General features: G+C 71.9%; 19 protein-coding genes and 1 pseudogene. 10 read left to right on the plus strand and 10 right to left on the minus strand.

Features of this window, described 5'->3' with window-relative positions:
• The 7 genes from ACZ6I3_RS16630 (at window position 1) to ACZ6I3_RS16660 (ending at window position 6,406) form a co-directional block, all read left to right on the plus strand.
• Window positions 1-960 carry a D-2-hydroxyacid dehydrogenase family protein gene (locus ACZ6I3_RS16630; RefSeq protein ID WP_469415252.1) on the plus strand — a complete coding sequence of 320 codons (960 nt, stop codon included), beginning with the start codon at window positions 1-3 and terminating at the stop codon, window positions 958-960.
• A gap of 51 nt (window positions 961-1,011) precedes the next feature.
• Window positions 1,012-2,367, plus strand: a complete 1,356-nt coding sequence (locus tag ACZ6I3_RS16635) for an LLM class flavin-dependent oxidoreductase (RefSeq protein WP_469415254.1) — start codon at window positions 1,012-1,014, stop codon at window positions 2,365-2,367.
• Window positions 2,364-2,876 carry a flavin reductase family protein gene (locus tag ACZ6I3_RS16640; RefSeq protein WP_469415256.1) on the plus strand — a complete coding sequence of 171 codons (513 nt, stop codon included), beginning with the start codon at window positions 2,364-2,366 and terminating at the stop codon, window positions 2,874-2,876. The genes ACZ6I3_RS16635 and ACZ6I3_RS16640 overlap by 4 nt, the downstream gene beginning before the upstream one ends.
• 3 nt (window positions 2,877-2,879) lie before the next feature.
• Window positions 2,880-4,112 carry an ATP-grasp domain-containing protein gene (locus ACZ6I3_RS16645; RefSeq protein ID WP_469415258.1) on the plus strand — a complete coding sequence of 411 codons (1,233 nt, stop codon included), beginning with the start codon at window positions 2,880-2,882 and terminating at the stop codon, window positions 4,110-4,112.
• Window positions 4,113-4,205: 93 nt separating this feature from the next.
• A complete protein-coding gene (locus ACZ6I3_RS16650) occupies window positions 4,206-5,462 on the plus strand; it encodes an ATP-grasp domain-containing protein (protein ID WP_469415259.1) in 1,257 nt (418 codons plus the stop codon).
• 136 nt (window positions 5,463-5,598) lie between these two features.
• Window positions 5,599-6,189: a TetR/AcrR family transcriptional regulator gene (locus tag ACZ6I3_RS16655; protein ID WP_469415262.1), complete on the plus strand. Its 591-nt coding sequence runs from the start codon at window positions 5,599-5,601 to the stop codon at window positions 6,187-6,189.
• Between the two features lie 52 nt (window positions 6,190-6,241).
• Window positions 6,242-6,406 carry a hypothetical protein gene (locus ACZ6I3_RS16660; RefSeq protein WP_469415263.1) on the plus strand — a complete coding sequence of 55 codons (165 nt, stop codon included), beginning with the start codon at window positions 6,242-6,244 and terminating at the stop codon, window positions 6,404-6,406.
• A gap of 116 nt (window positions 6,407-6,522) precedes the next feature.
• On the opposite strand, the pseudogene ACZ6I3_RS16665 reads toward ACZ6I3_RS16660, so the two are convergent.
• The 3 genes and pseudogenes from ACZ6I3_RS16665 to ACZ6I3_RS16675 all read right to left on the minus strand — a co-directional run.
• Window positions 6,523-6,741 (minus strand): annotated as a pseudogene (locus tag ACZ6I3_RS16665) (isocitrate lyase/phosphoenolpyruvate mutase family protein); the annotation flags it as partial.
• Window positions 6,742-6,743: 2 nt separating this feature from the next.
• On the minus strand, window positions 6,744-8,453 hold the full coding sequence (locus ACZ6I3_RS16670) for a DUF2264 domain-containing protein (RefSeq protein ID WP_469415264.1): 1,710 nt from the start codon (window positions 8,451-8,453) through the stop codon (window positions 6,744-6,746).
• 90 nt (window positions 8,454-8,543) lie between these two features.
• A complete protein-coding gene (locus ACZ6I3_RS16675; protein WP_469415266.1) occupies window positions 8,544-9,587 on the minus strand; it encodes a rhamnogalacturonan acetylesterase in 1,044 nt (347 codons plus the stop codon).
• Window positions 9,588-9,776: 189 nt separating this feature from the next.
• Here ACZ6I3_RS16675 and ACZ6I3_RS16680 point away from each other — a divergent pair, with 189 nt between their 5' ends.
• A complete protein-coding gene (locus ACZ6I3_RS16680; RefSeq protein WP_469415267.1) occupies window positions 9,777-11,441 on the plus strand; it encodes a rhamnogalacturonan lyase B N-terminal domain-containing protein in 1,665 nt (554 codons plus the stop codon).
• Between the two features lie 6 nt (window positions 11,442-11,447).
• Here ACZ6I3_RS16680 and ACZ6I3_RS16685 read toward each other — a convergent pair whose 3' ends face one another.
• The 3 genes from ACZ6I3_RS16685 to ACZ6I3_RS16695 form a co-directional block, all read right to left on the minus strand.
• Window positions 11,448-12,860, minus strand: coding sequence for a family 43 glycosylhydrolase (locus ACZ6I3_RS16685; protein WP_469415269.1), 1,413 nt, complete (start codon window positions 12,858-12,860; stop codon window positions 11,448-11,450).
• A gap of 1 nt (window position 12,861) precedes the next feature.
• Complete coding sequence (locus ACZ6I3_RS16690; RefSeq protein ID WP_469415270.1) at window positions 12,862-13,959, minus strand: glycoside hydrolase family 43 protein; 1,098 nt, start codon at window positions 13,957-13,959, stop codon at window positions 12,862-12,864.
• Between the two features lie 159 nt (window positions 13,960-14,118).
• A complete protein-coding gene (locus tag ACZ6I3_RS16695) occupies window positions 14,119-15,180 on the minus strand; it encodes a hypothetical protein (RefSeq protein WP_469415271.1) in 1,062 nt (353 codons plus the stop codon).
• A gap of 108 nt (window positions 15,181-15,288) precedes the next feature.
• Here ACZ6I3_RS16695 and ACZ6I3_RS16700 point away from each other — a divergent pair, with 108 nt between their 5' ends.
• Window positions 15,289-17,397, plus strand: coding sequence for an autotransporter (locus tag ACZ6I3_RS16700; RefSeq protein ID WP_469415273.1), 2,109 nt, complete (start codon window positions 15,289-15,291; stop codon window positions 17,395-17,397).
• A 3-nt stretch (window positions 17,398-17,400) separates the two neighbouring features.
• On the opposite strand, the gene ACZ6I3_RS16705 is transcribed toward ACZ6I3_RS16700, so the two are convergent.
• From ACZ6I3_RS16705 to ACZ6I3_RS16715, 3 genes are read right to left on the minus strand one after another with little or no spacing between them, the layout of a single operon-like run.
• Window positions 17,401-18,228 (minus strand): MOSC domain-containing protein, encoded by an 828-nt coding sequence (locus tag ACZ6I3_RS16705; protein WP_469415274.1) that lies wholly within the window; start codon window positions 18,226-18,228, stop codon window positions 17,401-17,403.
• A gap of 24 nt (window positions 18,229-18,252) precedes the next feature.
• Window positions 18,253-19,368: an aminoglycoside phosphotransferase gene (locus tag ACZ6I3_RS16710; protein WP_469415276.1), complete on the minus strand. Its 1,116-nt coding sequence runs from the start codon at window positions 19,366-19,368 to the stop codon at window positions 18,253-18,255.
• A 9-nt stretch (window positions 19,369-19,377) separates the two neighbouring features.
• Window positions 19,378-20,775, minus strand: coding sequence for an amino acid permease (locus ACZ6I3_RS16715; protein WP_469415278.1), 1,398 nt, complete (start codon window positions 20,773-20,775; stop codon window positions 19,378-19,380).
• Window positions 20,776-20,904: 129 nt separating this feature from the next.
• Here ACZ6I3_RS16715 and mmuM point away from each other — a divergent pair, with 129 nt between their 5' ends.
• Entirely contained in the window at window positions 20,905-21,816 is a 912-nt protein-coding gene (gene mmuM / locus ACZ6I3_RS16720) for a homocysteine S-methyltransferase (protein ID WP_469415280.1), read from the plus strand.
• A 256-nt stretch (window positions 21,817-22,072) separates the two neighbouring features.
• Here the strand turns inward: mmuM and ACZ6I3_RS16725 are convergent, their stop codons facing one another.
• Window positions 22,073-23,563: a hypothetical protein gene (locus tag ACZ6I3_RS16725; RefSeq protein ID WP_469415282.1), complete on the minus strand. Its 1,491-nt coding sequence runs from the start codon at window positions 23,561-23,563 to the stop codon at window positions 22,073-22,075.
• Window positions 23,564-23,680: the final 117 nt, after the last annotated feature.

Genomic DNA, 23,680 nt, shown 5'->3' on the forward strand with positions numbered 1-23,680 from the left:
ATGCGGCTGCGCTGCGCCGTGCTCGACGACTTCCAGGACATCGCCACCACCGTGGCCGACTGGAGCACCGTCCAGGACCGGGTGGAGGTCGTCTCCTTCACCGAGCACTTCGCCACCGAGGACGAACTGGCCGTAGCTCTCTCGGACTTCGACATCGCGGTGACCCTGAGGGAGCGCGTCCCCTTCCGCGCCGGTCTCCTCGACCGCCTTCCCCGGCTGAAGCTGCTCATCGCCTCCGGCATGCGCAACTCGGTCATCGACTACACCGCCGCCGAACGCAACCGCGTCACGGTCTGCGGCACCGCGAGTTCCTCCACCCCGCCGGTCGAGCTGACCTGGGCGCTGCTGCTCGGTCTCGCCCGCGGCATCGTCACCGAGAACAACGCCCTGCGCACGGGCGGCCCCTGGCAGTCCACTCTCGGCGTCGACCTGCACGGCCGGCGTCTCGGCCTGCTCGGGCTGGGCAAGATCGGCAGCAGGGTGGCCCGGGTGGGTCTCGCCTTCGGCATGGAGGTGACGGCCTGGAGCGAGAACCTCACCAAGGAGCGCGCCGACGAGGCCGGCGTTCACCTGGCCCCCTCCAAGGAGGAGGTGCTGCGCGGCAGTGACTTCGTTTCGGTCCATCTCGGGCTCGGCGAACGCACCCGCGGCCTGCTCGGCGCCCCCGAGCTGGCCCTGCTCAAACCGACCTCGTACCTGATCAACACCTCCCGCTCGGCCATCGTCGACCAGGACGCCCTGCTCGCCGCGCTGCACGAGGGGCGGATCGCCGGCGCCGGCGTGGACGTCTTCGACATCGAGCCGCTGCCCGGGGACCACCCGATGCGCACCGCGCCCCGGCTCCTGGCGACCCCGCACCTCGGCTACGTCTCCCACAGCAACTACCGCACGTACTACGGCCAGGCCGTCGAGGACATCGAGGCCTACCTGGCCGGCGCCCCGGTGCGCCGACTCGGCTGACGCCCCGCGCGCCCGAACACTTCCCGTCCCACAGCCTTTGGAGAGACACCGGTGACCAGCCCGCAGCGCCGCATGATGAAACTCGGCGCCTTCCTGCCCGCGCCCGGCCACCACATAGCCGCCTGGCGCCATCCCGAGGCCCGGCCGGACGGCGGCCTCGACTTCGACTACTACCGCTCGCTGGTGCAGACCGCGGAGCGCGGCAAGTTCGACATGGTCTTCCTGTCCGACGGCGCCGGCGTGCGCACCAAGTACAAGGACGCCGACGAACTCAGCCGGCAGGGACGCATGGTGCACTTCGAGCCGCTCACCCTGCTGTCCGCGCTCGCCGTCCACACCACCCACATCGGCCTGACGGCGACCTCCTCGACGACGTACAACGAACCCTTCACCGTCGCCCGGCAGTTCGCCTCGCTCGACCACCTCAGCGGCGGCCGCTCCGGCTGGAACGTCGTCACCTCGGCGACAGACGCCGAGGCCCGCAACTACAACCTGGACAAGCAGCCCGAGCACGCCGCCCGCTATCACCGCGCCCGCGAGTTCATGGAGGTCGTCACCGGCCTCTGGGACAGCTGGGAGGACGACGCCTTCCTGTACGACAAGGACTCCGGGCGCTTCTTCGACCCGGAGAAACTGCACGTCCTCGGCCACCGGGGCGAGCACTTCTCGGTGCGGGGCCCGCTCAACGTGGCCCGCCCGCCGCAGGGTCATCCGGTCATCGTGCAGGCCGGCTCGTCCCCGGACGGCCAGGACTTCGCCGCCCGCTGGGCCGAGGTCGTCTTCACCGTGCAGCAGACCCTCGACCAGGCGCAGGTCTACTACCGCGGCCTGAAGAAGCAGATCGCCGACCACGGCCGCCACCCGGACGACGTCAAGATCCTGCCCGGTGCCTTCATCGTCGTGGGCCGCACCCAGGCCGAGGCCGAGGACCGGTACGAGACGCTGCAGTCGCTGGTCGACCCGGTCGTCGGCCTCGGCATGCTGTCGTACCAGCTCGGCATGGTCGACATCTCCGGGTACCCGCTGGACGGCCCGTTGCCGGAGCTGCCCGCCACGGAGGGCAGCACCAGCAAACAGCAGATGATCTACGAGCAGGCCAGACGGCAGGGCCTCACCATCCGCGAGCTGTACCTGTCCGTCGCCGCCGGCCGCGGCCACCGGTTCCTGCTGGGCACCCCCGAAACCATCGCGGACCAGCTGGAGGAGTGGTTCGTGAACGAGGCCGCCGACGGCTTCAACATCATGCCGGACTACCATCCCGGCGGTCTCGACGCGATCGTCGACCTGCTCGTGCCCGAGTTGCAGCGCCGCGGACTCGTCCGCACCGAGTACGAGAGCACGACGCTTCGCGAGAACCTGGGCCTGCCGCGGCCGGGGTTCCGGGCGGTGTCCGGGGCCACGCGGTGAGTGCCGAGCACCCGGTCACCGTCGAAGGGGCGGAGCTGCGGTCCGTGCTGCGGGCGCATGCCGCCGGTGTCGCCGTGCTGACCGCTGCCGACGACGAGGGGCTCATGGGCGTGACCGTGACCTCCTTCACCTCGGTCAGCGTCGCTCCGGCCCTGGTCTCCGTCACGCTCGCCGAGACCTCGGCCACCTGGGGCCGGATCAAGGACTGCGACCGGTTCGGCATCCAGCTGCTCGGCGCGCACCAGGCGGATCTGGCCCTGCGTTTCGCCAGGTCCGGTGACAGGTTCGCGTCTCCCACCGCCTGGCGGCCGGGCCCGTTCGGGGTGCCGCTGCTCGACGGCTGTCTGAGCTGGCTGATCTGCTCCCGGTACCGGCAGCTCCGGCTGGGCGACCACCATCTGCTGGTGGGCGCCGTCGAGCAGGTACGGCACGGAGCGCCGGGCGACAGCCTGGTGCATCTGCACGGAGACCTGCGTCCCGTCACCACCCCCATCCCAGCGAGGACGTGAACCATGCCCAGGATTCTGCTGCTCTCCCGCCAGCCGCTCGCCACCCGCCCGCTGCACCAGTGGCTGGACCGCACGGCGGACGACATCATCCTGCTGACGACACCCAAGGCGGTGGCGGGCGCGGAGGACATCCTGGCGGAGCACTTCCCGATGCACCGCCTGGTGGACTCGTACCACAGCTGGTCCGCCGAGCAGGTGGCCGAGGAGGCCGCCCGCGAGCACGGGGCCGAACTCGTCGCCAGCACCAGCGAGAGCGATGTGCTCCGCGCGGCCCGGCTGCGGGCCCGCCTCGGTCTGCCGGGCCAGGACGTGGCGTCGGCGACCGCGTACCGGGACAAGGTCGTCATGAAGCGGCTGGCCCGGGCGGCGGGCATCGGTGTGCCCGCGTTCGCCCCGGTGGACAGCCCCGCGGACCTGCTGGACTTCATCGAGGCCGAGGGCTTCCCGGTCGTGGTGAAGCCGCGCCTCGGCGCGGGCGCGGAGGGCGTGGCGATCCTGCGCGGCCCGGCGGACGTCACGGCGTTCCTGGACCGCGAGGGCTCCTCGGACGTGCCGTACCTGCCTGCCCAGTGGATGGTCGAGGGCTTCGCCACGGGGGAGTTCTTCCATGTCGACGGCATCATGCAGGACGGCCGGATCGTGCACGCCTGGCCCGGTCAGTACACCGGCGGCCTCGCGGAGCGCATCCACGACGAACTGCACATCGGCAGCGTGCTGCTGGCGCCCGACGACCCTCGCACGGCGGTGATGCGGCGCATGGCGGAGGACGTCGTCGCGGCCCTTCCCGCCGCTCCGCATCCGCTCGCCTTCCACCTGGAGGCGTGGATCGGCCCGGACGGCGTGCCGGTCCTGTGCGAGATCGCCAGCCGCGCGGGCGGATCTCTGGTCGGCGAGCAGTACGAGCGCGTCTTCGGCGTCCAGCTGGCGCGGGAGGGGCTTCGGGCGCAGTGCGGTTCGGCTCTCGCCCGGACCACTCAGCCCGCGGCCCCGTCGGCCGCCGTCGGCTGGGTCATCGTGCCTCCCGGGCACGGCGCCTTCGTACCACCGGCCCGGCCGTGCCCGGTTCCCGGTACGGAGATGACTCTCATGCGGGAACCCGGCGCCCAGTGCAAGGGCGTGGAGCACGTCGGGGACGGGGCGGCGAGCTTCTTCGTCCAGGCCGAGACCTCCGAGTCGGTCCGCGCTCTCCTCGCCGAAGCCATGGAGTGGTGGCACGAGAACACCGCCTGGCAGTAGTGCCGGAGCGGCACCTCGTGTCCCGACGGACGCCGGCCCGCCTCCTCCCCTCTCCCCCCTCCCCTCCCTTCGCGAACAGACAGGAAAGCAACGTTGTCCGAACACGTCCTGATCGTCGGCCCCGGCCGCGACTTCCCCGCCCGTATCCGCGCTCTTCAGCCAGGCACCCGTACGACGGTGATCTGCCAGCTGGACTACCTCGGCAAGGTCCGTGTCCCCGGCGAGAACGCCCGGGTCATCGGAGTGCGCGGCGATGCGCCCGAGCAGGAGTGGATCGACCTGGCGGCGGCGGTGCACGCGCTGCACCCCTTCACCCGGATCGGCACCTTCGGCGAACGGGACCAGGACCACTACGGGGTCGTGGCCGAGGCCCTGGGCCTGTCCGCCCACAGCCCGGCCACGGTGTCCCTGGTCCACGACAAGGAGGCCATGCGGGTGCGTCTGCGCGAGGCGGGGGTCGACGCCACCGTCAGCGCCCGGGCCGCCGACCTCGACGAACTGCGCGCCTTCATACGGCAGAACGGCCTGCCCTGCGTGGTGAAGCCGATCTCCAGCTCGGGCAGCGCGGGCGTCACCAAAGTGGTGGACGAGAGCGAGCTGGCCGACGCCTTCGCGAAGGCCGGCGGCAGCTATCTCGGACTGCCGAACACCGGTGTCCTGGCCGAGGAGTTCCTCGACGGCCCGCAGTTCAGCGTCGAGGCGTTCTCCGAGCTGGGCGAGCACCAGGTCGTGACCATCACCCGCAAGTTCTCGGATCCGGAGACCTTCGTCGAACTCGGCCACGTGTCTCCCGCGGATCTTCCCGCCGCGCTGCGCGAAGAGATCCACACGTATGTGGGCGGCGTACTCGACGCGCTGGGGGTGGAGTTCGGCCCCACCCACACGGAGGTCGTACTCGGCGACAAGGGCCCACGTCTGATCGAGACCCACATTCGCATGGGCGGGGACCAGATCCCGGCTCTGACCCTCGACGCGACCGGAGTCGATGTGGACGACTGCACGGCCCGCCAGACACTGGGGGAGAAGGTGCTGCCCGGCATCCGGGCCACTCTCGCCGGGGACCGTCCCGCCCGTTGTTCGGCCATCTGGTTCGCCTCGCTCGACGCGGCAGGGGTGCTCGACGGCGTGTCCGGCCTCGACGAGGCCCGTGCGCTCCCCGGCGTGACCGAGGTCGCTGTGCTGGCGCGCCCGGGTACGGAGGTCGGCAGGCTCGAGACATCGGAGTCCCGAGTGGCGCTTGCCCGTGCCCTGGGAGAGAGCGCCGACGAGGCGGTGGCCGCCGCACGGGCCGCTGTGGAATGCCTCGAGTTCCGGCTGCGCGTTCCCGGCCGGCGTGGTGTGACGATATGACGGCATGACGGTGCCCTCCTGGTCATGGGCACCGCAACCACTGCCCCGGCTACGATCACCGTGCGCCTGTGGGACCTTCACACCGACGCGGCATCACCGTCCTGGCCCTCTTCGAGAGGTAACCTCCAGAGCCCCCATGCCCAGAGCCGGCCTCACCCCCGACCGCCTCGTCGCGGCGGCAGCCGACCTCGCCGACGAGGCCGGCTTCGAGCGTGTCACCCTGTCCGCGCTGGCGCGGCGCTTCGGTGTGAAGGACGCCAGCCTGTACACCCACGTCCGGAACCTCAAGGACCTGCGCACCCGCATGGCCCTCCTCGCGGGCGGCGAGATGATCGACCGGATCGCGGCGGCGGTCGAGGGGTGCGAGCCCGGCCGGGACACGTTCGCCGCGTTCGCCGGTGCCTACCGGGCCTATGCCCTGGAACACCCGGGCCGGTACGCGGCGACGCAGTTCCCCGTCGACCAGGACCTCCTCGCCGACTCCCCCGCGATGCGCCGCACGGCCGACCTCACCTACGGCATGCTCCGCGCCTACGGCCTGGAGGAACCCGACCTCACCGACGCCGTGCGCCTGCTGCGCAGCACCTTCCACGGCTACTGCGCCCTGGAGTCCAACGGTGCCTTCGGCGCGCCGCGTGACGTCCGGGCGTCCTGGGACCGGGCCGTCGACGCCCTGCACGCACTGCTGGTGAACTGGCCCCGCGAGGAGAGGATCCCCGATACGTGACACGGCCGGCTCCATAGCCGAGATCTACTCCCTCGGCACCGGACCCTGGACGATGACGCCCGTGACCCGGGGCGCCCTGGGCCAGATCTGCAATGCCGTCGATCCCGCTGTGACCGATGCCCAACGCGCGTTCGCGGGTGAGCAGGCCCACGCCTTCCTGCGCGATGTACCAGACCTGGCCGCCGTCGCCCTGCTGGTCGCCGCGCTCGACACCTAGCGGGTCGCGAACCCGGCCACCTCGTCGTAGGACGGTGTCATGCCCCCCGGCATCCGCCCCGCCCCGATGTCCGCCACCGCCTCCAGCCCCGCGCCGTCGCCGTCGCCGTCGCCGACCAGGTTGATGCCGACCGCTCCCACGGCGTACAGCTCGCGCGCGAACTCCCCCACCTCGTCCGGGTCGTCGCTGAAACCGCCCTCCGCGTCGACCGACACCTGGAACGCTTCGGAGCCCAGGGCGATGGCCAGTCGGAGCGTCTCCTCCCGGGTCGCCGCCACACCGTCGGGCAGTCCCGCGACCGCGGCGACGCCCAGGCTCGTCGTCGCGATCGCCCGGCTCAGGCCGTGACGTCCACGCCCGACTCCGTCAGCCGGACCCGTGTCACGCCGCCGTCGCTCCAGCGGACCGCCAGTGCTCCGGCACCGTCGGCGCGGACGGAGACCAGCTCCTCCAGTGGGACCGGATCCGGCTCGGCCGTCAGCCGGGCCAGCGCGACGAACAGGGTGGCGGTCTCGCCCACGACGCCCGTCAGGGAGTCCGCGAGTCCGATCGCCGGTACGAGTTCGGCCCGCAGGCCCTCCCCCGCCGGCCAGCCGGTCACCCGGACCGGCGTCCCGGGCTCCGCGCCCGTCACCAGATGCGCCCGGACCTCCGCGGCCCCGCGTGCCAGCACCAGACTGGTCACCCGCGTCCCCCCGCCCGCCGTGTGCCGGGAGGCCGCCCAGCCCTCGCCGACGCCCAGCGGTTCTATGCCGGTACGGCTCGGGTCGTCGCCGACGATCACGCTGTTGTCGTACGACGAGGAGGACGACAGGGAGGGCGACGCGGCCGGGGCCGTCACCGTCGAGTACGCCAAGCGGGTGTAGTACGGGTCGTAGCGGACGTCCTCGCTGCCGTGGTTGTGGAGGCGGACCACACCGTCCGAACGGGTCGCCTGAAGGAGCCAGTTGGGCGGGCCGACGGGCGTGACGGCGTCCGCGCGCTCGGCCGGGCCGGGTTCCTCCGCCGCCGTCCACACCTCGTGGTCCGCCGGGAGCAGCAGGCCGAGGAAGCCCTTGCTCGCCCAGTACGGGGAGGCCGGGCCCGAGTAGCCCTGGAGGACGGACGCGTCGGGGCCGTGCCAGCCCAGGGACAGCAGGCCCCTGTCGTCCACCGCGCCCCGGTCGAGGAAGTACCGCAGCGCCCCGGAGGCCAGGCGCCGGGTCTCCCCGGGCCGCAGGGGCGTACGGCCGGTCAGCGCGCCCAGCCACAGGGGGGCCGTCGTCGCGAAGCGGTACGTCAGGGAACGCCCCTGGTGCATCGGGGCGCCGTCACCGCCGAACAGCCGGGCGTAGTCGGAGAGGTGGCGCGAGAGGCGGTCGCCGTAGAGGTCCAGCAGGCGCTCGTCCCCGTCCAGCCAGGCGTGCAGCACCGGGTAGAGGTGCATCGCCCAGCCGTTGTAGTAGTCGAACTTGCGGCCGTCGCCGTCGGTGTACCAGCCGTCGCCCAGGTACCACCGCTCTACGCGTTCCAGGCCGCGGTCGATCGCCGCGCGGGAGGCGTCCGGCTCGTGGCCGATCTCGGCCAGGAAGCCGCCCACGGTGACGGGGAACAGCTCCCAGTTGCAGGGCCACGCCTCGGCGGTGAGGGCGTCGCCGAGCCAGTCGGCCGTCCGCTGCCGTACGCCGTCGTCCAGCCGGTCCCACAGCAGGTCCCGGGTCAGGCGCAGGGCGAGCGCGATCGACGCCGCCTCCACCAGGGGCTGGCCGCGGTCCTCGATGCGGGGCCAGACGCCCGAGACGCCGGCGGCGAGGCCGGTGGCGTAGCGCTCCAGGGCCTTCTCGTCGCGGCGGAAGGCGGCCAGCAGCAGGGTGCGGGCGTAACCCTCCAGGCCGTCGGAGAGACGGCCCGACCAGCTGCTCCGGTCGCCGGGCAGGTGGTACAGCGCACGGTCCTCGGTCGCGTACGGCTCGACGGCGGTGAGCAGGGCGTCGGCCGCCGCCTCCCAGTGGGCGCGGGTGTAGCCGGTGAAGGGAGACGTCGTGCGGTCGGCTGCGGGCAGCTGCATCGGTTCTCTTTCGTGCTCAGGGCATTCAAACGCTCAGGACACTCGGCGGACCTGGAGCGCCCCGGTTCCGGTCGGGGCGCCCCAGGGGCTCTATCCCACCCGCACTGTGCCCTTCGGCACCAGATGCCGGGTGACGAGTTCGTCGCGGACCAGGCCCGCGTAGGCCGTGGCACCGCGCACGGAGGTGTGCGTGTTGTCCCGCGCCTCGTTGTAGAGGTACAGCGCCTTCGAGCCCTCCACGCCCAGGGACTCCACGAGCGCCTTCGTCTTCGCGGTGAGGTCGATCAGCGGGACGTTCCGCGCGGCGGCGACGGAGCGGGTGACCGCCGGGTGGTCGACACCGAGGCCGTTGACCAGGAGGGCGGTTCCGTTGTTCAGCGTGCCGTCCGGGTTGAACCAGCGTCGCACGATGGGAGTGACAAGGACCGGCTGTCCGCCCCGCTCGCGGACGCCTTCCACCAGGGTCTCCAGGTTGGCCCGGTAGGTGGCCTCGTCCGTGGTCTTGTCGTTGTGGGCGAGCTGGACCAGGACCAGATCGCCGGGGCGGATCAGGGGCCGCACGGTGGCCCACAGTCGCGGGTTCCCCAGATACGAGACCGTACTCTCGCCGGAATCGGCGTAGTTGGCGACGGACACGCCCTGGCGGAGGTACTGGGGCAGTTGCTGGCCCCAGCCGGAGTACGGGTCGCCGGACTGGTCGCAGACGGTGGAGTCGCCGACGAGGAAGATCTGGCGGGTGTGCCGGGCGGGGGTGACCCTGATGTCGGCGAGGGCGGGTGCGGAACCGCCGATCCGCAGGTCGAGGCCGGGGGTTCCGTCGGGGCCGGTGGGCTCGCCCTCGGGGGTGCGGACGTTCACGGTGAAGCCGCGGGTGACGCGCTGGCCCGCCGGGGCGGCCGTTTCGGGGAGCAGGGTGCGGCGGGTCTCGCCGCTGACGCTGGTGGCGGACGCGGTGGTCCCGCCGAGCACGACCCGCACGTCGTAGGTGCCGGGCGGGACGTCGAAGTGGCAGGTCCCGGCGGCGCACTGTGCCAGGCCCGGGGACGGGCGGCCCGGGTGGGCCTGCGCCGGTACGGACGGCAACGCGCTGCCCAGGGCCATCGCCGCCACGACGGCGATGCTGAAACGTCTCACTCGCGGCTCCTCCCAGCTGACGACAAGACCTGGAGGTGGACCGTACCGCTCCGGACAAGCGCTTTCTAGACCCCGAGCAGCATTCACGAGATGGACAACTTCACATGACCGAAAGCCCTTTCGCGAAATCGATTCAACTGTCACCCTCACTCCCACCCGAACTCCCCCCACCTCCCGAGGAGGCCCCCCATGTCCGGATCCGCGAACAGACCGGTCGGCCGCCGCGCCTTCGTCCTCGCCGCCACCGCGGCCGGGACGGCCCTCACCGTCGGCACGGCACACGCCGCCGCCTTCGGCTACAGCGACGACGGCTCGAACTACGTCGTCGACACCGGCGCCCAGCTGGTCTTCAAGGTCAGCAAGTCCACCGGCGACCTGACCTCGCTGGTCTACCGGGGCACGGAGTACCAGGGCTACGGCGGTATGAACTCGCACATCGAGTCCGGCCTCGGCGCCTCCACCGTGTCCGTCAAGCAGTCCGGTTCGACGATCCTGGTCTCCGTCACACACGGCACGCTGAAGCACTACTACGCGGCCCGCAGCGGCGAGAACAACGTCTACCTGTGGACCAACAAGGCCGACACGTCCGTCTCCGCGACCCGGTACATCGTGCGGGTGAAGAAGGGCGCGTTCCTCAACGACGAGCCCGACTCCTACACGTACGCCCCGACCACCATCGAGGCCTCGGACGTGTTCAGGAAGTCCGACGGGCAGACCCGCTCGAAGCACTACTCCAAGCGGCGCGTCATGGACTACGACTACGTCGGCTGGTCCGCCGGCGGGGTCGGCCTGTGGGTCGTGCGCAGCAACCACGAGAAGGCCTCCGGCGGCCCCTTCTACCGCTCCCTGCTCCGCCACCAGAGCGCCGACGGCGGCGGTCTCTACGAGATCCTGTACTACGGCCAGAACCAGACCGAGGCCCAGCGCTTCGGCCTCCAGGGCCCGTACGTCATCGCCTTCACGGACGGCGGGGTGCCCTCCTCGGCGCTGTTCCCGGGCACGCTGACCACGCCGTGGGCCGACTCGCTCGGCATCTCCGGGTACGTGCCGGCGAGCGGCCGGGGCAAGGTGGCGGGCGTCGGGATCTCGGGCCGGAACACGGCGTACCCGTACACCGTCGGGCTGGCCAACCCGGCCGCACAGTACTGGGGTTCGGCGCGTGCCTCGGACGGCTACTTCTCCGTCCCGGGCGTGCTGCCGGGGACGTACACGCTGACCGTCTTCAAGGGCGAGCTGGCGGTGTACACGACGTCGGTGAGCGTGTCGGCGGGCGGGACGACCACACTGAACACGATCGCCCTGCCGTCCTCCAACGACCCCGCGGGCGCGAGCGCGATCTGGCGGATCGGGGACTGGAACGGCACGCCGGGCGGATTCAAGAACGCGGACCTGATGACGTACGCGCATCCGTCGGACGCGAGGGCCGCGTCCTGGACCGGGAACGTGGTGATCGGCGGCGGCGGTGAGACGGCGGCCTTCCCCTGCTACCTCTGGAAGGACGTCAACAGCGGCATCCTCGTCTACTTCAAGCTGACCGCCGCGCAGGCCGCCGCCGCGCACACCCTGCGCATCGGCGTGACGACGGCGTACGCGAACGGCCGGCCCCAGATCACCGTCAACGACGGCTGGACCTCGGCCGCCCCCTCGCCGCCCACCCAGCCGAACACCCGGTCGCTGACCAACGGTTCGTACCGCGGCAACAACCACACGTTCACGTACAGCGTCCCGGCGTCCGCCTGGAAGACGGACACGAGTCAGTACAACGTGCTCAGGATCGACGTGGTGAGCGGGTCGGGGGCGGCCGGCTTCCTCAGCGCGGGGACGGCGATCGACGCGATCGATCTGCTCGCCTGAGCCCGGTCAGGTGCCGCGCGTCCACTGCTGGTTGGTCCCTCCGTTGCACGTGTACGTGATGAGGGCGCCGCCGTTGGCGGTGGACGCGCCGTTCACGTCCAGGCACTCGCCGGTGGCACGCGACTTGACGTTCACGTACGAGCCGGTGGTGGTCAGCGACCACTGCTGGCTCGTCGCGGAAGCGTCGCAGTTCTCCTGCGTGACCGTGCTCGCGTTCTCCCGCACGCACAGGGAGCTGTTGCGGACCACCAGTTGGTAGTTGCCGCCGCCGACGGACTTGAACCAGTACCTCTGGTTGGTGCCGCCGTTGCAGTCGTACTGCTTGAGCTGGGCACCGGCCCACAGCGACTGGCTGGTCACGTCAGCGCACTTGGAGGAGTGGCGGGCGATGAGGCTGTTGTACGTGGCGCTCGTGCCGGTGACGGTCCCGGCGGCCGTGTCGATGGTGACCTCCGGCGACCAGGACATGGACATCGTGGTCGAGTTGGAGAAGGCCAGGGGCAGCCACACGTACCGCGAGTCGTTGACGGTCCCGCCGAAGGAGTTGCCCCAGCGGTCGCCGAGGTAGAGGTACGAGGTTCCCGAACCGCCCTGCACGGGCAGGACGAACGCGGTCTGCGAGCCGTAGGTCGTCGAGTCGCCGACGTTCCTCATGGCCGACCAGGGTCCGGCGATGCTCGTGGCGGTGGCGTACTGCTGCTGGTTGGGGTTCCAGCCCGTGGCGCCCGAGGTCAGCATGAAGTACACGCCGTTGCGCTTGAACAAGGCCGGAGCCTCGCGGTGGCCGCCGGGCCAGGGGTTGGCGACCAGGCTCGCGACGCCGGTGTAGTCGGCGGTGAGGCGGTAGATCTGGAGGTCGTAGTTCTCGCGGGCGGCGGAGATCATGTAACCGGCGCCGTCGGTGTCGACGAAGACCGTGATGTCACGGGACATGTGCTGGCCGAGCGGCCGGAAGCTGCCCTTCCAGGTGTAGTTCCCGTCGACGGTGTCGGAGACGGCGACGGCGGCGCGGGCCTCGCTGTAGTCGGTGCCGTTCTCCTTGTGCATCCACATCACGAACTTGCCGGTGGACGCGTTGTACATGACCTTGGGCCGCTCGATGTTGGCGGTCGCGAGCTCCGGGTCGCTGGCCTCGGTCAGGACGTGGTTGCGGAACTCCCAGTTCTTCAGGTCGGTCGAGCGGTAGGCGTCGACGTACCGGAATGTGTTGTCGGCGTTGCGGTGCTCACCGAACCAGTAGTAGTACGAGCCCACCTTGAGGACTCCGCCGCCGTGCGCGTGGACGGGGTTGCCCGAGGTGTCCGTGAACTGGGTGCCGTTGGTGATCGTCTGCGGCGCGGCCTGGGCGGGACCGGCCGTGGCGAGGGCGCCCGCCAGGGCCAGGCACAGGGCGAGCAGGGCGGCGTAGGCACGTCTCATCTCAGTCACCGGTCCTTATGGCGTCGGCGACCGGGATGCCGAAGTCCGGGGTGCCGTCCGGCTTCCAGCCGAGCTTCTGGATACGGGTGTGGCGGTTGGGGTCGTTCAGCGGGTCGCCGTTGATCTCCTTGTACTGGCGGGCGTGGTAGACGAGGACATCGGTGCGGCCGTCCTCGGCGACCGTGAAGCAGTTGTGGCCGGGGCCGTACTGCTTGGTGGTGTCGTTGCTGGTGAAGACCGGGACCGGCGACTTGGCCCAGCTGATGGGGTCCAGGAGGTGGCTGTCGGCGTCGGCGGTCAGCAGGCCCACGCAGTAGTTGAAGTCGGTGGCGCTGGCCGAGTACGTCATGAACAGGCGGCCGTTGCGCTTCAGCACGTACGGGCCCTCGTTGACCTTGTAGCCGATGCGCTCCCAGTCGTACTCCGGGGTGGAGAGGCGCACCTGCGGGCCCTTCAGGGTCCAGGGGTTCGCCATCTCGGAGAGGAAGATGCCGGTGTTGTTGTCCATGCCGGGCTCGTGCTGCGCCCAGGCGAGGTAGCGGGAGCCCCGGTGGGTGAAGGTGGTGGCGTCCAGGGAGAAGGTCTCCCAGGCCGTCTTGACCTGGCCCTTCTCCACCCAGGTGCCCTTGAAGGGGTTGGGGTGGGCGTTCTCCAGCACCCAGATGCGGATCGCCCAGACGTCCTCGGCGGGCGCGGAGGCGAAGTAGATGTACCACTTGCCGCCGATGCGGTGCAGTTCGGGCGCCCAGATGTGCGCGCCCATGTTCCCGGTGGGGTGGGCGCGCCAGATGACGGACTCGGCGGCGGTGCCGAGGCCCTTCAGGGTGCGGGAGCGGCGCAGGATGATGCGGTCGTACTCGGGGGCGGTGGCGGTGAAGTAGTAGAAGCCGTCCTTGTGCCGGTGGATGTGCGGGTCGGCCCGGTTGGGGACGAGCGGGTTCGCGAAGGGGGCCGGCTTGGGGTGCCTGGCCGGGGTGGCCGCCTGGGCGATGCCGGGGACGGCGGGAACGGCGGCCAGGGCGCCGGCGGCTGCGGCACCCTTCAGCAGCAGTCTGCGGCTGGGGGGTTCGGGCAGAGCGTGGTCGCGGTCGCGGCTCATGCGGGGGGCTGCCTCTCACTGGGGGACACACGGCGTTGCCTGATATTTCGAACACCATCTGTCATTACGAACGCCGAAAAGGTAAGGGTGTGTCACGGGGAGGTCAACGGGTCTGACGGGACGAAGACGGGACAAGGACGGGACGAAGACGGCCGGGCCTCAGAAGGGGCGGCTGTACGGGTACTTGTCCACACGGTCGTAGATCGCGCGCAGCCATGGCTCACGGACGGCGGGCAAACGGGCCAGTGTGTGGAGGAGGATGCGCGGGTCGGGCCGGAACAGCGACCGGGGGCGCAGGGGCAGGGGATCGTCGCGCTCGACTCCGTCGGGCAGGCGACCGGTCGTGGGCGTGGGCAACCGCGCGGGCCGGAGCGCCAGGTGGAGCCAGACGCCGGCGGGCACGGGCACGGTGTGCGCGACGCCGGGCGGTGCCTGCCACACCTCGCCGGTGCGCGGGTGCCGGGGGACGAGGACGATGTCGGGGGCGGCGTCGGGGACGGGCAGGCCCGGTCCGGCGAGGGCGGCCGCCTTCCTCGGTGAACGCCCCCGCGGGAGCAGCAGGTCGAGCGCTCGGCCCAGCGTCTCGGCGAGGAGGCCGTCGGGGACGCTCACCGGTGTGCCCGCCGAGGCGGCCAGCAGGTGGGCGAGCGCCGTCCCGAGGGCCGCCTCCCACCGGGGATCCCACCACCCGCCCTGCTCGACGGGCGGGATGGCCTCGCACTCCCGGCCCAGCGCCGCCCAGTCCGCCGGGAGAGCCGGTGCGTCCGCGGTGAGGGGGTGAACGGCGTTCGGTTCGAGCCACACCGCCTGCCAGAGCGTGCAGTCGTCGACGCGTGTCGCGACGGCCTGTCCGCACCGGGCGCAGGCCAGGTTGGGACCGTTGCTCCCGTCCAGACCCAGGCAGTAGCCCTCGCATCGCTCGGGGATGAGAACGGTGCCGCGCACATCGCCGGGCGCGACGACGACCGCGCCCCGCGACCCGAAGGACAGCGCGGGCACGGGCGCGAACACGCCCCGGGCCAAGGACTCTTGTGCCCCGACCTCACTCCACCTCCGCCAGGGCGGCCCGGAGGGTTCGGGTTCGACGGCGTAGGTGCCCGATTCCATCAGGGCGGGGAGCAGCTCATGGCCGTAGGCCTGACGGGCGTGGTCGGGCAGCGCCACCCGCGACACGGGCACGGTCAGCTCGGCGCCGCACCGCGTACACCCGAACACGGCCACACGGCCTCCCCCTTGCTCTCCCCCTGGTCAGGGGGAGTATCGCGGCGCGCCAAAGGGTCGCCAACCCATTTTCTGTTATCGGCGCCCGCCACCCACGTCTCCGGTGATGTGCGCAGCCTCACCACCCACACCACAGCAGCGGCCATCGGCGTTCTCGCGGCGGTCGCGTCTCTGCTCGGCGCTCCCCCGGCGGCGGCCGCCGGGCCCCGGGACGTCACGGCCGCCGTGCTCGACGGGCGGGACGTGACGCTCGCCGGGGACACGGCCGTCACCGTGCCGCCCGGGACGACGACGTACGACGGCGTGTTCCGGGGTGAGGGCACGCTCACGGTGCGCGGCAGCGGGACGCTGATCCTCACCAGGGACAGCGACTTCACGCTGCCCCGGTCCCGGCAGCGGCAGACGGTGCGGACTCTCGGCGGCAACCACCCGTACGTGACCGTGACCCGCCCCGACCCGCCCGCGATCACCGTCGAGCGCGGGGCGACCCTCCAGTACGGCGACGGCGGCACGACCGGGCTCATCGGCCACTTCCCGTACGACACCCCGGCGTTCCGGCTCAACCAGGACAACATCCGGGTCGACGGCACCCTGCGGCTCGCCCTGAAGAGCGCCTACAACCTCGGCACGCTCAGCGGCTCCGGGCTGATCACCCAGCCGCGCTTCCTCTGGGGCACCTGGGACCTGTCGGGGACCCACTCCTTCTCCGGGGTGATCGACAACGGCACACAGGCGAACGCCGGCCGGCCGGAGTACGCGACCTCGCTGCCGCGCGTGCGCAAGGTCCTCAACCAGGGCACCTGGACGGTCGACACCCCGCTGGGGCAGACCGTCACCATGGGCATGGACTTCTACCAGCGCGAGTACGGCAGCGACATCAACGTCCAGTCGCGGCCGGGCGGCACGGTCGTCCTGACCGGGCAGTACAGCTGGTCGGACCGGGGCGGCGACACCGACCCCTCGCTCAGCGACCCCGCCCTGAACTGGACACCCGCCCGCAAGAACGTCAACAAGCGCGGCACCAACATCAAGGGCGCGAACGTCCGGTGGGGCGACGGCACCACACGCAAGATCTTCATGCCGGGCACCGCGGAGACCGTGTACATCAACCTCCTCGCGGCCCGGCAGCGTTCGAGGCTCACCTTCGACTACAACGGCCCGGTGACGCTCGGCGCCCCCATCGGCGGCGGCCGGTTCCACGACACGCTCTCCGCCCCCGGCGCCGGCGACATCGTCATCGCCGGAACCCCCGGCAACGACGTGACCTTCGCGGCCGTCCAGTACTACGACGGCTCCACGACGGTCGAGAAGGGCGCGGTCCTGCGGCTGGGCAGCGGCAAGCGCGGCGGCGACGGCGGCCTGTACACGCGCGGCGCCCTCTCCGAGGTCGTCAACAACGGCTCGCTCGTCCTGCGCAACACGGACAGGCCCCTCACCCTGTCCCGCGTCGGCGGCAGCGGCTCGCTCACACAGTCGGGCGCGGCCACGACGACACTGACGGGCGGCGCGGTGACGTACACCGGGACGACCACGGTCTCCAGGGGCACACTGGCCCTGCGCCGGGGCGCCACCCTCACACACAGCAAGGCGATCCGGCTCACCTCGGCCGGGGCCCGGCTGGACACCGGCCGGGCGGGCCTGCACCTGGCGACCACCCTCACCGGCAAGGGCACGGTCACCGGCGCGGTCACCAACGAAGGCACCGTCACGACCGGCCTCACCGTCAACGGCCCCTACACGCAGGGCGCGAAAGGCTCCCTGCTCCTGCGGGACAAGCCGCTGAAGGTGACGGGCGCGGTACGCCTGTCCGGAGATCTCGACGTGTCGGCCACCGGGAGCCGGCCCGCTCGCGTCATCCCCGTGCTCGACAACGAGGGCCGCTCCAAGCCCTCGGGAACCTTCACCGGCCTGAAGGAGGGCGCCCGCCTGAAACTGGCCGGCACCACCTACCGCATCAGCTACCACGCGGGCGACGGCAACGACATAGCCCTGACAGCGGCCACCACCACCCCGAGCCCGTCCCCCACCGCGTCCGGCTCGCCCGCATCCGACGCGGTGACGCCCCGCAGCGCCGGCGCGTCGGAGAACGTCGGCTTCGGCTGGTGGCCCTACGCACTCGGGCTGGCCCTCGTGGTCAGCCTCGCCGTACCCATGGCGACGCGACGAGGGCGGGGCCGGAGGGGCGGCGGGCGTCATGCGGGCCGCGCGCGGCGGTGAGGCTCACACCTCGGACTCGCCCCACGACGTGACGGCCGCCTCGTCGCCGACCGACACCTTGCCGGGCCGGAGCACCGCGTACTTCGTGCCGAAGGCGATGCCGCCCTGGGACGCGCGCCGGTAGGCGGCGAGGGTGCGCAGGGGTTCCGGGCCCGCCCGGGTTCCGGAGTGCTGGTCGACCAGGGTGACCGCGCAGCGGATGGCGAGTTTCGCGTAGCCCAGTTCGGTGTCGGCGATGCGGATGCGGTGGGCGCGGTCCTCGGTGTGGGGGTCGTCCCAGCCGTCGAGCACGAGGTTGGGGCGAAAGCGGTCCATGGGCAGTGGGCTGGAGCCGCGCTCGCTCAGCTTCCGGTTGAGCAGGTCGAGGGTGGAGCGGGAGATGACGTGCAGGGCGCAACTGTCGGCGTAGCCGGAGGTGCCCGGTGTCACGCCGTCGGTCACCCGGTCGTGCTCCGGCGGTACGCGCACGAGCCGGCTCCGGGCGCCGAGCACGTCCGAGAGCCAGGCGGCTGCCGCGTCGCCCTGGTCGATGCCCTGGAAGGCGTCCCCGAACAGGTCTACCTTCTGCCGGGTGCCGCAGGTGTCCACCCGGAGGCGGAGGGCCTCGGCGTCCGGTGCGCGCAGCGTGAGGTGTTCGCCGTCGGCGGTGACGGCGGGCCTGATAAGGGCAAGGCGGGGGTCCCGGCGCTGGGTTCGGTACACGCCCTCCTCGCTGACGACCATGAAGCTGCGGTCGTGTGCCAGCCCCGCGGGGGTCAGCAGCGCCTCGCGTGCCGATATCCCGGCGCATCCCTTGACGGGGTAGTATGACAACTCGACGACTCGGGCCATGGTCTTCCGTTTCCGTTGAGCGGTTCAGCGGCCGCTGGGCGCTTCGGGAAAACCGAGCAGGGGAGCGAGCAGCCGTGCCTCGGCCGCCCGGTCGGCGAGGAAGGCGAGGGTCAGGCCGCGTTCGCGGTAGCGGAGTGCGGCGGGGACGGTGCCCATGCCGCCGTAGGCCACCGGCGACTCGTCCGCCCGGGCCAGCATCAGCGCGGTGAGCCAGTCGTACTTCACCGCGGAGGCGCACACGCCGAGCCGTACGAGGCGTTCGTCTCCGTGCCAGCCGCTCTCGCGCAGGCCGTGCACATAGGCGTCGTAGGCCGCCTTGGCCAGACCGGGGAGGTCGGCGGCGGGGACGAACAGGTCGAAGACGGAGTCGGGGAGGTAGTTGCCGAGGTCCTCGCCGAGCGCTCCGTCGCCGGCGAACGCCCAGTCGAACAGGACGCTGTCGCCGCCGTCGGAGCGGACGTTGGCCGGCCACTGGTCGAGGTGCGAGAAGGCGCGGGGCAGGGACTCCATGACCGTGAGGAACCACTCGCGGTCGTGGTGGAGGCGGACCATGTCCGCGCGCAGGCCCGCCGGGAAGTGCTCCCGGACCAGGGGGTGCCGCCAGGCCTCGTCGTCGTCGAGGAGGTCCTGGCCCGTCGTCTTTCCCGAGACGTAGTCGCGCAGGAAGTGCCGCGACAGCCACGGGTGGCCCTCCCCCGCTCCCACCGCCCCCTGCGCGGCCCCGAGCCGATGGGCGTGTTCGACGTGCCGGTCGAGCTGCCAGGCCGTCGCCGCTTCACCCGGTACGTCCTCCAGCCACAGGGCCACATCACCGTCGGGGCGTTCCACGCAGGCCAGCAGCCGGGGCGCGCGGATGCCGTGCCGCTGCCAGACCTGGGCGAGCCCGGAGCAGTAGACGTAGGCCTCGCGGCGCCAGAAGTTCCAGTGCCGGGGGTCGTTCGACGCCGCCCAGGCGACGCTGGTCTCCTTCGTGCGCGTCAGCACCTTCAGGACGGCCGAGCGGTCGCCGCCCGTGACCCGCCACACTCCGGCCGTGACGCCGTTCCACGGGTTGTGCTTGAGCGGCTCGAACACCGCCCTCCCGGCCGGGACTCCCAGGACCTCACGAACTTCGGCATCAGCGACAGCGACCTCGGGCATCCCCCGATGCTATGCCGAGGCCTGCACCGGAGGAGTGTCCTTGCGTCCCCGCAGCCACACGTAGACCGGAATCCCGGCGAACAGGAACAGCACGCCCTGGTAGACGGCCGCGTACCCGGCGCCGGCGATCAGCCAGAAGGAGAAGCCGAAGGAGAGGGCCGCGACGATCAGGTCGCGGGTGAGGCCCGCCGGACGGACGCGCTCGCGCGAGCCCCGGGCCAGCCAGTACAGCTGGGCCGCCGCGGAGAGCAGATACGGCACGCAGCCGGTGAACGTGGTGATCAGGACGAGGACGCGGAAGGTGGTGTCCGGGCCCGCCGTGTAGTTGAGGGCGATGAGGAGCGAGCCGAGGACCGCGCAGGCCCACACGCCGAAGCCGGGGACACCGCCCTTGCCGAGCTTCGCGAACGGCGCCGGGAAGAGACCGTCGCGGGCGGCGGCGTACGGCATCTGCGCGGCCATGAGGATCCAGCCGTTGAGGCAGCCGGTGATCGAGGCGACGGCGACCAGGGCGATGGCGGTGCCGCCCCAGGAGCTGCCGGTGAGGGCGTTGACGGCGTCGGCGAACGGGGCGCCGGAGTCCACGAGCCGGTCGTGCGGGACCAGGCCGAAGACGGCGACCGTGCCGAGGATGTAGACCAGGGCCGAGGCCAGTGTGCCGAGGACGCTCGCCCGGCCGACCGTCCGCTCCGGGTCGCGGACCTCGCCCGCGCTGACGGCGGCCGACTCGACCCCGAGAAAGCTGTACAGCAGCAGCGCGGCGGAGGCGGCCAGCGCCCCCGAGACGCTCTGGCCGGAGGCGTTGAACGGGCCGAAGTTGTCCGCGTCGACGAAGAACAGGCCGATCGTGGCGAGCAGGAGCAGCGGTACGAACTTCAGGATCGTCGAGACGACCTGCACCGCGCCGACCCACCGTGTGCCCGCGAAGTTCGCCGCGGCGGGCAGCCACAGGGCGGCCATGGCGACGGCGGCCTGCAGGGCGTGGTTGCCGTGCAGGGGTATCAGGACGTCGACGTAGCCGACGACCGCGACGGCCAGGGCGGCGATGCTGACCCAGCACATCGTCCAGTACGACCAGGCCGACAGGAACCCGGCGAACTCGCCGAACGCGTCGCGCGGGTAGACGTAGAGACCGCCGGTGACCGGGCTGCGCCGGGCCAGCCTGCCGAAGAGCAGCGCGAGCAGCACCGCGCCGACCGAGAGCACGAGGAAGGCGAGCAGGCTGATCGTGCCGTAGGGGGCGACGGTCGTCGGCAGCGCGAAGATGCCGCCGCCGATGATGTTGCCCATGACGAGGGCCGTGGCGGCGGCGAGGCCGAAGGTGCGGCGGGGAGCGGGGGCCGCCGCGGGGGCCGGTTCGGACGGCTCGGCGGGTTCGGCGGCCTCGGTGGGGCTGGGGACGGTCATGAGCGATCCTGTACAAGCGGAGGGGGAGGGTCCTGATCGTAACCGCCATCCCACATGGTGGTCGACCTGTTCATGTGCTGGACACAATCGGCTGGGGCCCACCGCCGGATCTCGACTACCGTCGTGCCTATGACGAGCACCATCACCCTCGCCGAAGCCCTCGCCGCCGGAACGGTCGTCCTCGACGGCGGCATGTCCAACCAGCTCGAATCGGCCGGGCACGACCTGAGCGACGAGCTGTGGTCGGCGCGGCTGCTCGCCGAGCAGCCGGAGGCGATCACCGAGGCGCATCTGGCCTACTTCCGGGCGGGCGCGGACGTGGCGATCACCTCCAGCTACCAGGCCACGTTCGAGGGCTTCGAGAAGCGCGGGATCGGCCACGACCGGGCGGCCGAACTCATGACGCTCAGCGTGGAGCTGGCGCGGGAGGCGGCCCGCCGGGCACGCGCCTCCCGGCCCCTGTGGGTGGCGGCCTCGGCGGGCCCCTACGGTGCGATGCTCGCGGACGGCTCGGAGTACCGGGGCCGCTACGGGCTCACGGTCGATGAACTGGAGCATTTCCACCGCCCGCGTCTGGAGGTGCTGGCGGCGGCGCGCCCGGACGTCCTCGCCCTGGAGACGGTCCCCGACGCCGACGAGGCCGCGGCACTGCTGCGGGCGGTGCGCGGGCTCGGGGTGCCGGCCTGGCTGACGTACTCCGTCGCCGGCGGCCGCACGCATGCCGGGCAGCCGCTGGAGGAGGCCTTCGCCCTGGCCGCCGACGTGGACGAGGTCATCGCGGTGGGCGTGAACTGCTGTGCGCCCGAGGACGTGGACGCCGCCGCCTCGACCGCGGCGCGGGTCACCGGCAAGCCGGTCGTCGTCTACCCCAACAGCGGCGAGACCTGGGACGCCGAGGCTCGCGCCTGGACCGGACGCTCCAGCTTCACCGCGGACCAGGTGACGGGCTGGCGGCAGGCAGGGGCCCGGCTGATCGGCGGGTGCTGCCGGGTGGGGCCGGAGGCGATCTCGGGGATCGCGGGGACGCTCGGGGCGGCGTAGTCCGGCAGTAGGCGCACGACTCTCCTCTCCCTCCCCCTCCGCTGCCAGCCTCCGTCCAGGTCCGTGGAAAGCGCTGCGCGCGGGCGTCTCGGCGTCGACGGTGTCCCGGGTGCTGGGCGGCGTGTACCCGGAGGAACTGGGCCGTCTCGCCGTCCGCACGGCCCTCGAACACACCGGGCGCCGACGAGCACCTGTTGCTGGGGATGCACGTGGTGGTACGGGACTCGGTGGGGCCGTCCCGGGCCCGGTGACCCCCTCAGCCGTGCACGTCCAGGCAGCGTTCGTCGTAGGAGCCGGGTGTGCAGAAGATGCCCGCTACCGATGCGCCGATAGTGAGGCCGACGGCGCTGTAGGGCTCCCGGGTGACGGTGACCGGATCGCCCTTGGAGTAGCCCCGGTCGGCGGCGTTGGCGGAGAGCACCTTGCCCCGGAGTGCGCCCCGGGGCCCCTGCGTCAGGGTGCCGGTGACGACTCCGCCCCAGGTGGAGGTGGTCGTGTCGTCGCAGGGCGGGGCGTCGGTGGCGCAGTCGCGCAGGACCCGGTAGCGGTAGGTGAACTCGCCCTGCCGGGAGATCTTCAGGGTCCCCTGCGCCCAGCTCCAGGTGCCGGAGACGGCCCGCAGCCCCTCGCCCTTGGTGGGGATCGGCTTGGCGGTACGACCGGGCGGGGTGCCGAGCCACACCCGGGTGCGGACGGGCGGGTGCCCGTCGGGTTCCGGGTCGGTGCCGAAGGCGAGGAGGGTGCCGTCGTACTCGGCGGCGGCGTCCACGCGCACCGACTGGCGGAAGCCGTCCTTGCCGCTGGTCGCCTTCGTCCAGCGCCGCCCGTCCGGGGAGGACCACAGGGCGCCGGTGACCCGGGCGGGCGTCTCGGCCGAGCCCACGGCGAGATATCCGTCCGGCACCGCGACGACCTGGCCGACCTGGGCCCCGGCCGAGGGACGGGCGGTGCCCGCGCGCGGGGCCAGGGGCGCCGGTGGGGCCGACGTCTTGCGCCAGGTCTCACCGTCGGGGCTTTCCAGGGTGAAGGAGGCCGACGTGCCGAAGGCGTCCGCGCACTTCGCCCACACCGTGAACCCCTCTTCGCCCGCGAGGGCGCCCACTTCGGGCTCCTGGTCGGGCCATTGAGGGCAGGCGACATCGTGCGGCGTACCGAAGGGGCCCGTGCCCGCCGAGGCCCAGACGCGCAGGCTGCGGCCCTTCTTCTGGTCGGTCCCGGTTTCGAATGGGCCGCCGGTATGGCTCACCACGATTGAGCCGCGCGGTCCCCGGGCCGCGGCCAGCACGACGTTCGACGGCTCCCCCTTGGGCAGCAGCTCCACCTTCCCCCACTGGCCCCCGCCGCGGTACCGCATGGCCGCCGGCAGTTCCTCGGCATCCTGGAACAGCCGGCCTGCGGCGATCACGTCACCGTCGTGTCCGGCGAGGACATCCGCCGACATCTGCTTCACCGAGGGTGGGGACAGCCGCCAGGAGATTCCGTCCTGGGAGCGGTACACCTCCGATCCGCCGCTCTGCGGACGGACCGCGAGCAGGAATCCGTCCTTCGCCGCCACGAGCGAGCGGGCCGTCACCCCGAAGAAGGCGGGGGGCAGATCGGCCAGCGGAATCTGACGCCATCGCGCGGCGGCCACTTCGGGGCCGGGCCGGTCGTCGTCCGGCCCCGCCTGGCAGGAGGAGAGCAGGGACACGGCACAGAGCAGGCAGAGAAGGTGCCGGAGGCTCCGGCGGGCGGGCGTGACGGCCACTGCGCTCCCTCAGCTCGTGCGCGGGCGTTCGCGCCGGGAAAGGATGGCAGACCTTCAAGATTCTTGTGACACATGCCGCTATTTCTGTTTCTGATGGTGCGTAAGTGATCGAATTCG

It is taken from the genome of Streptomyces sp. NPDC041940, assembly GCF_055589465.1.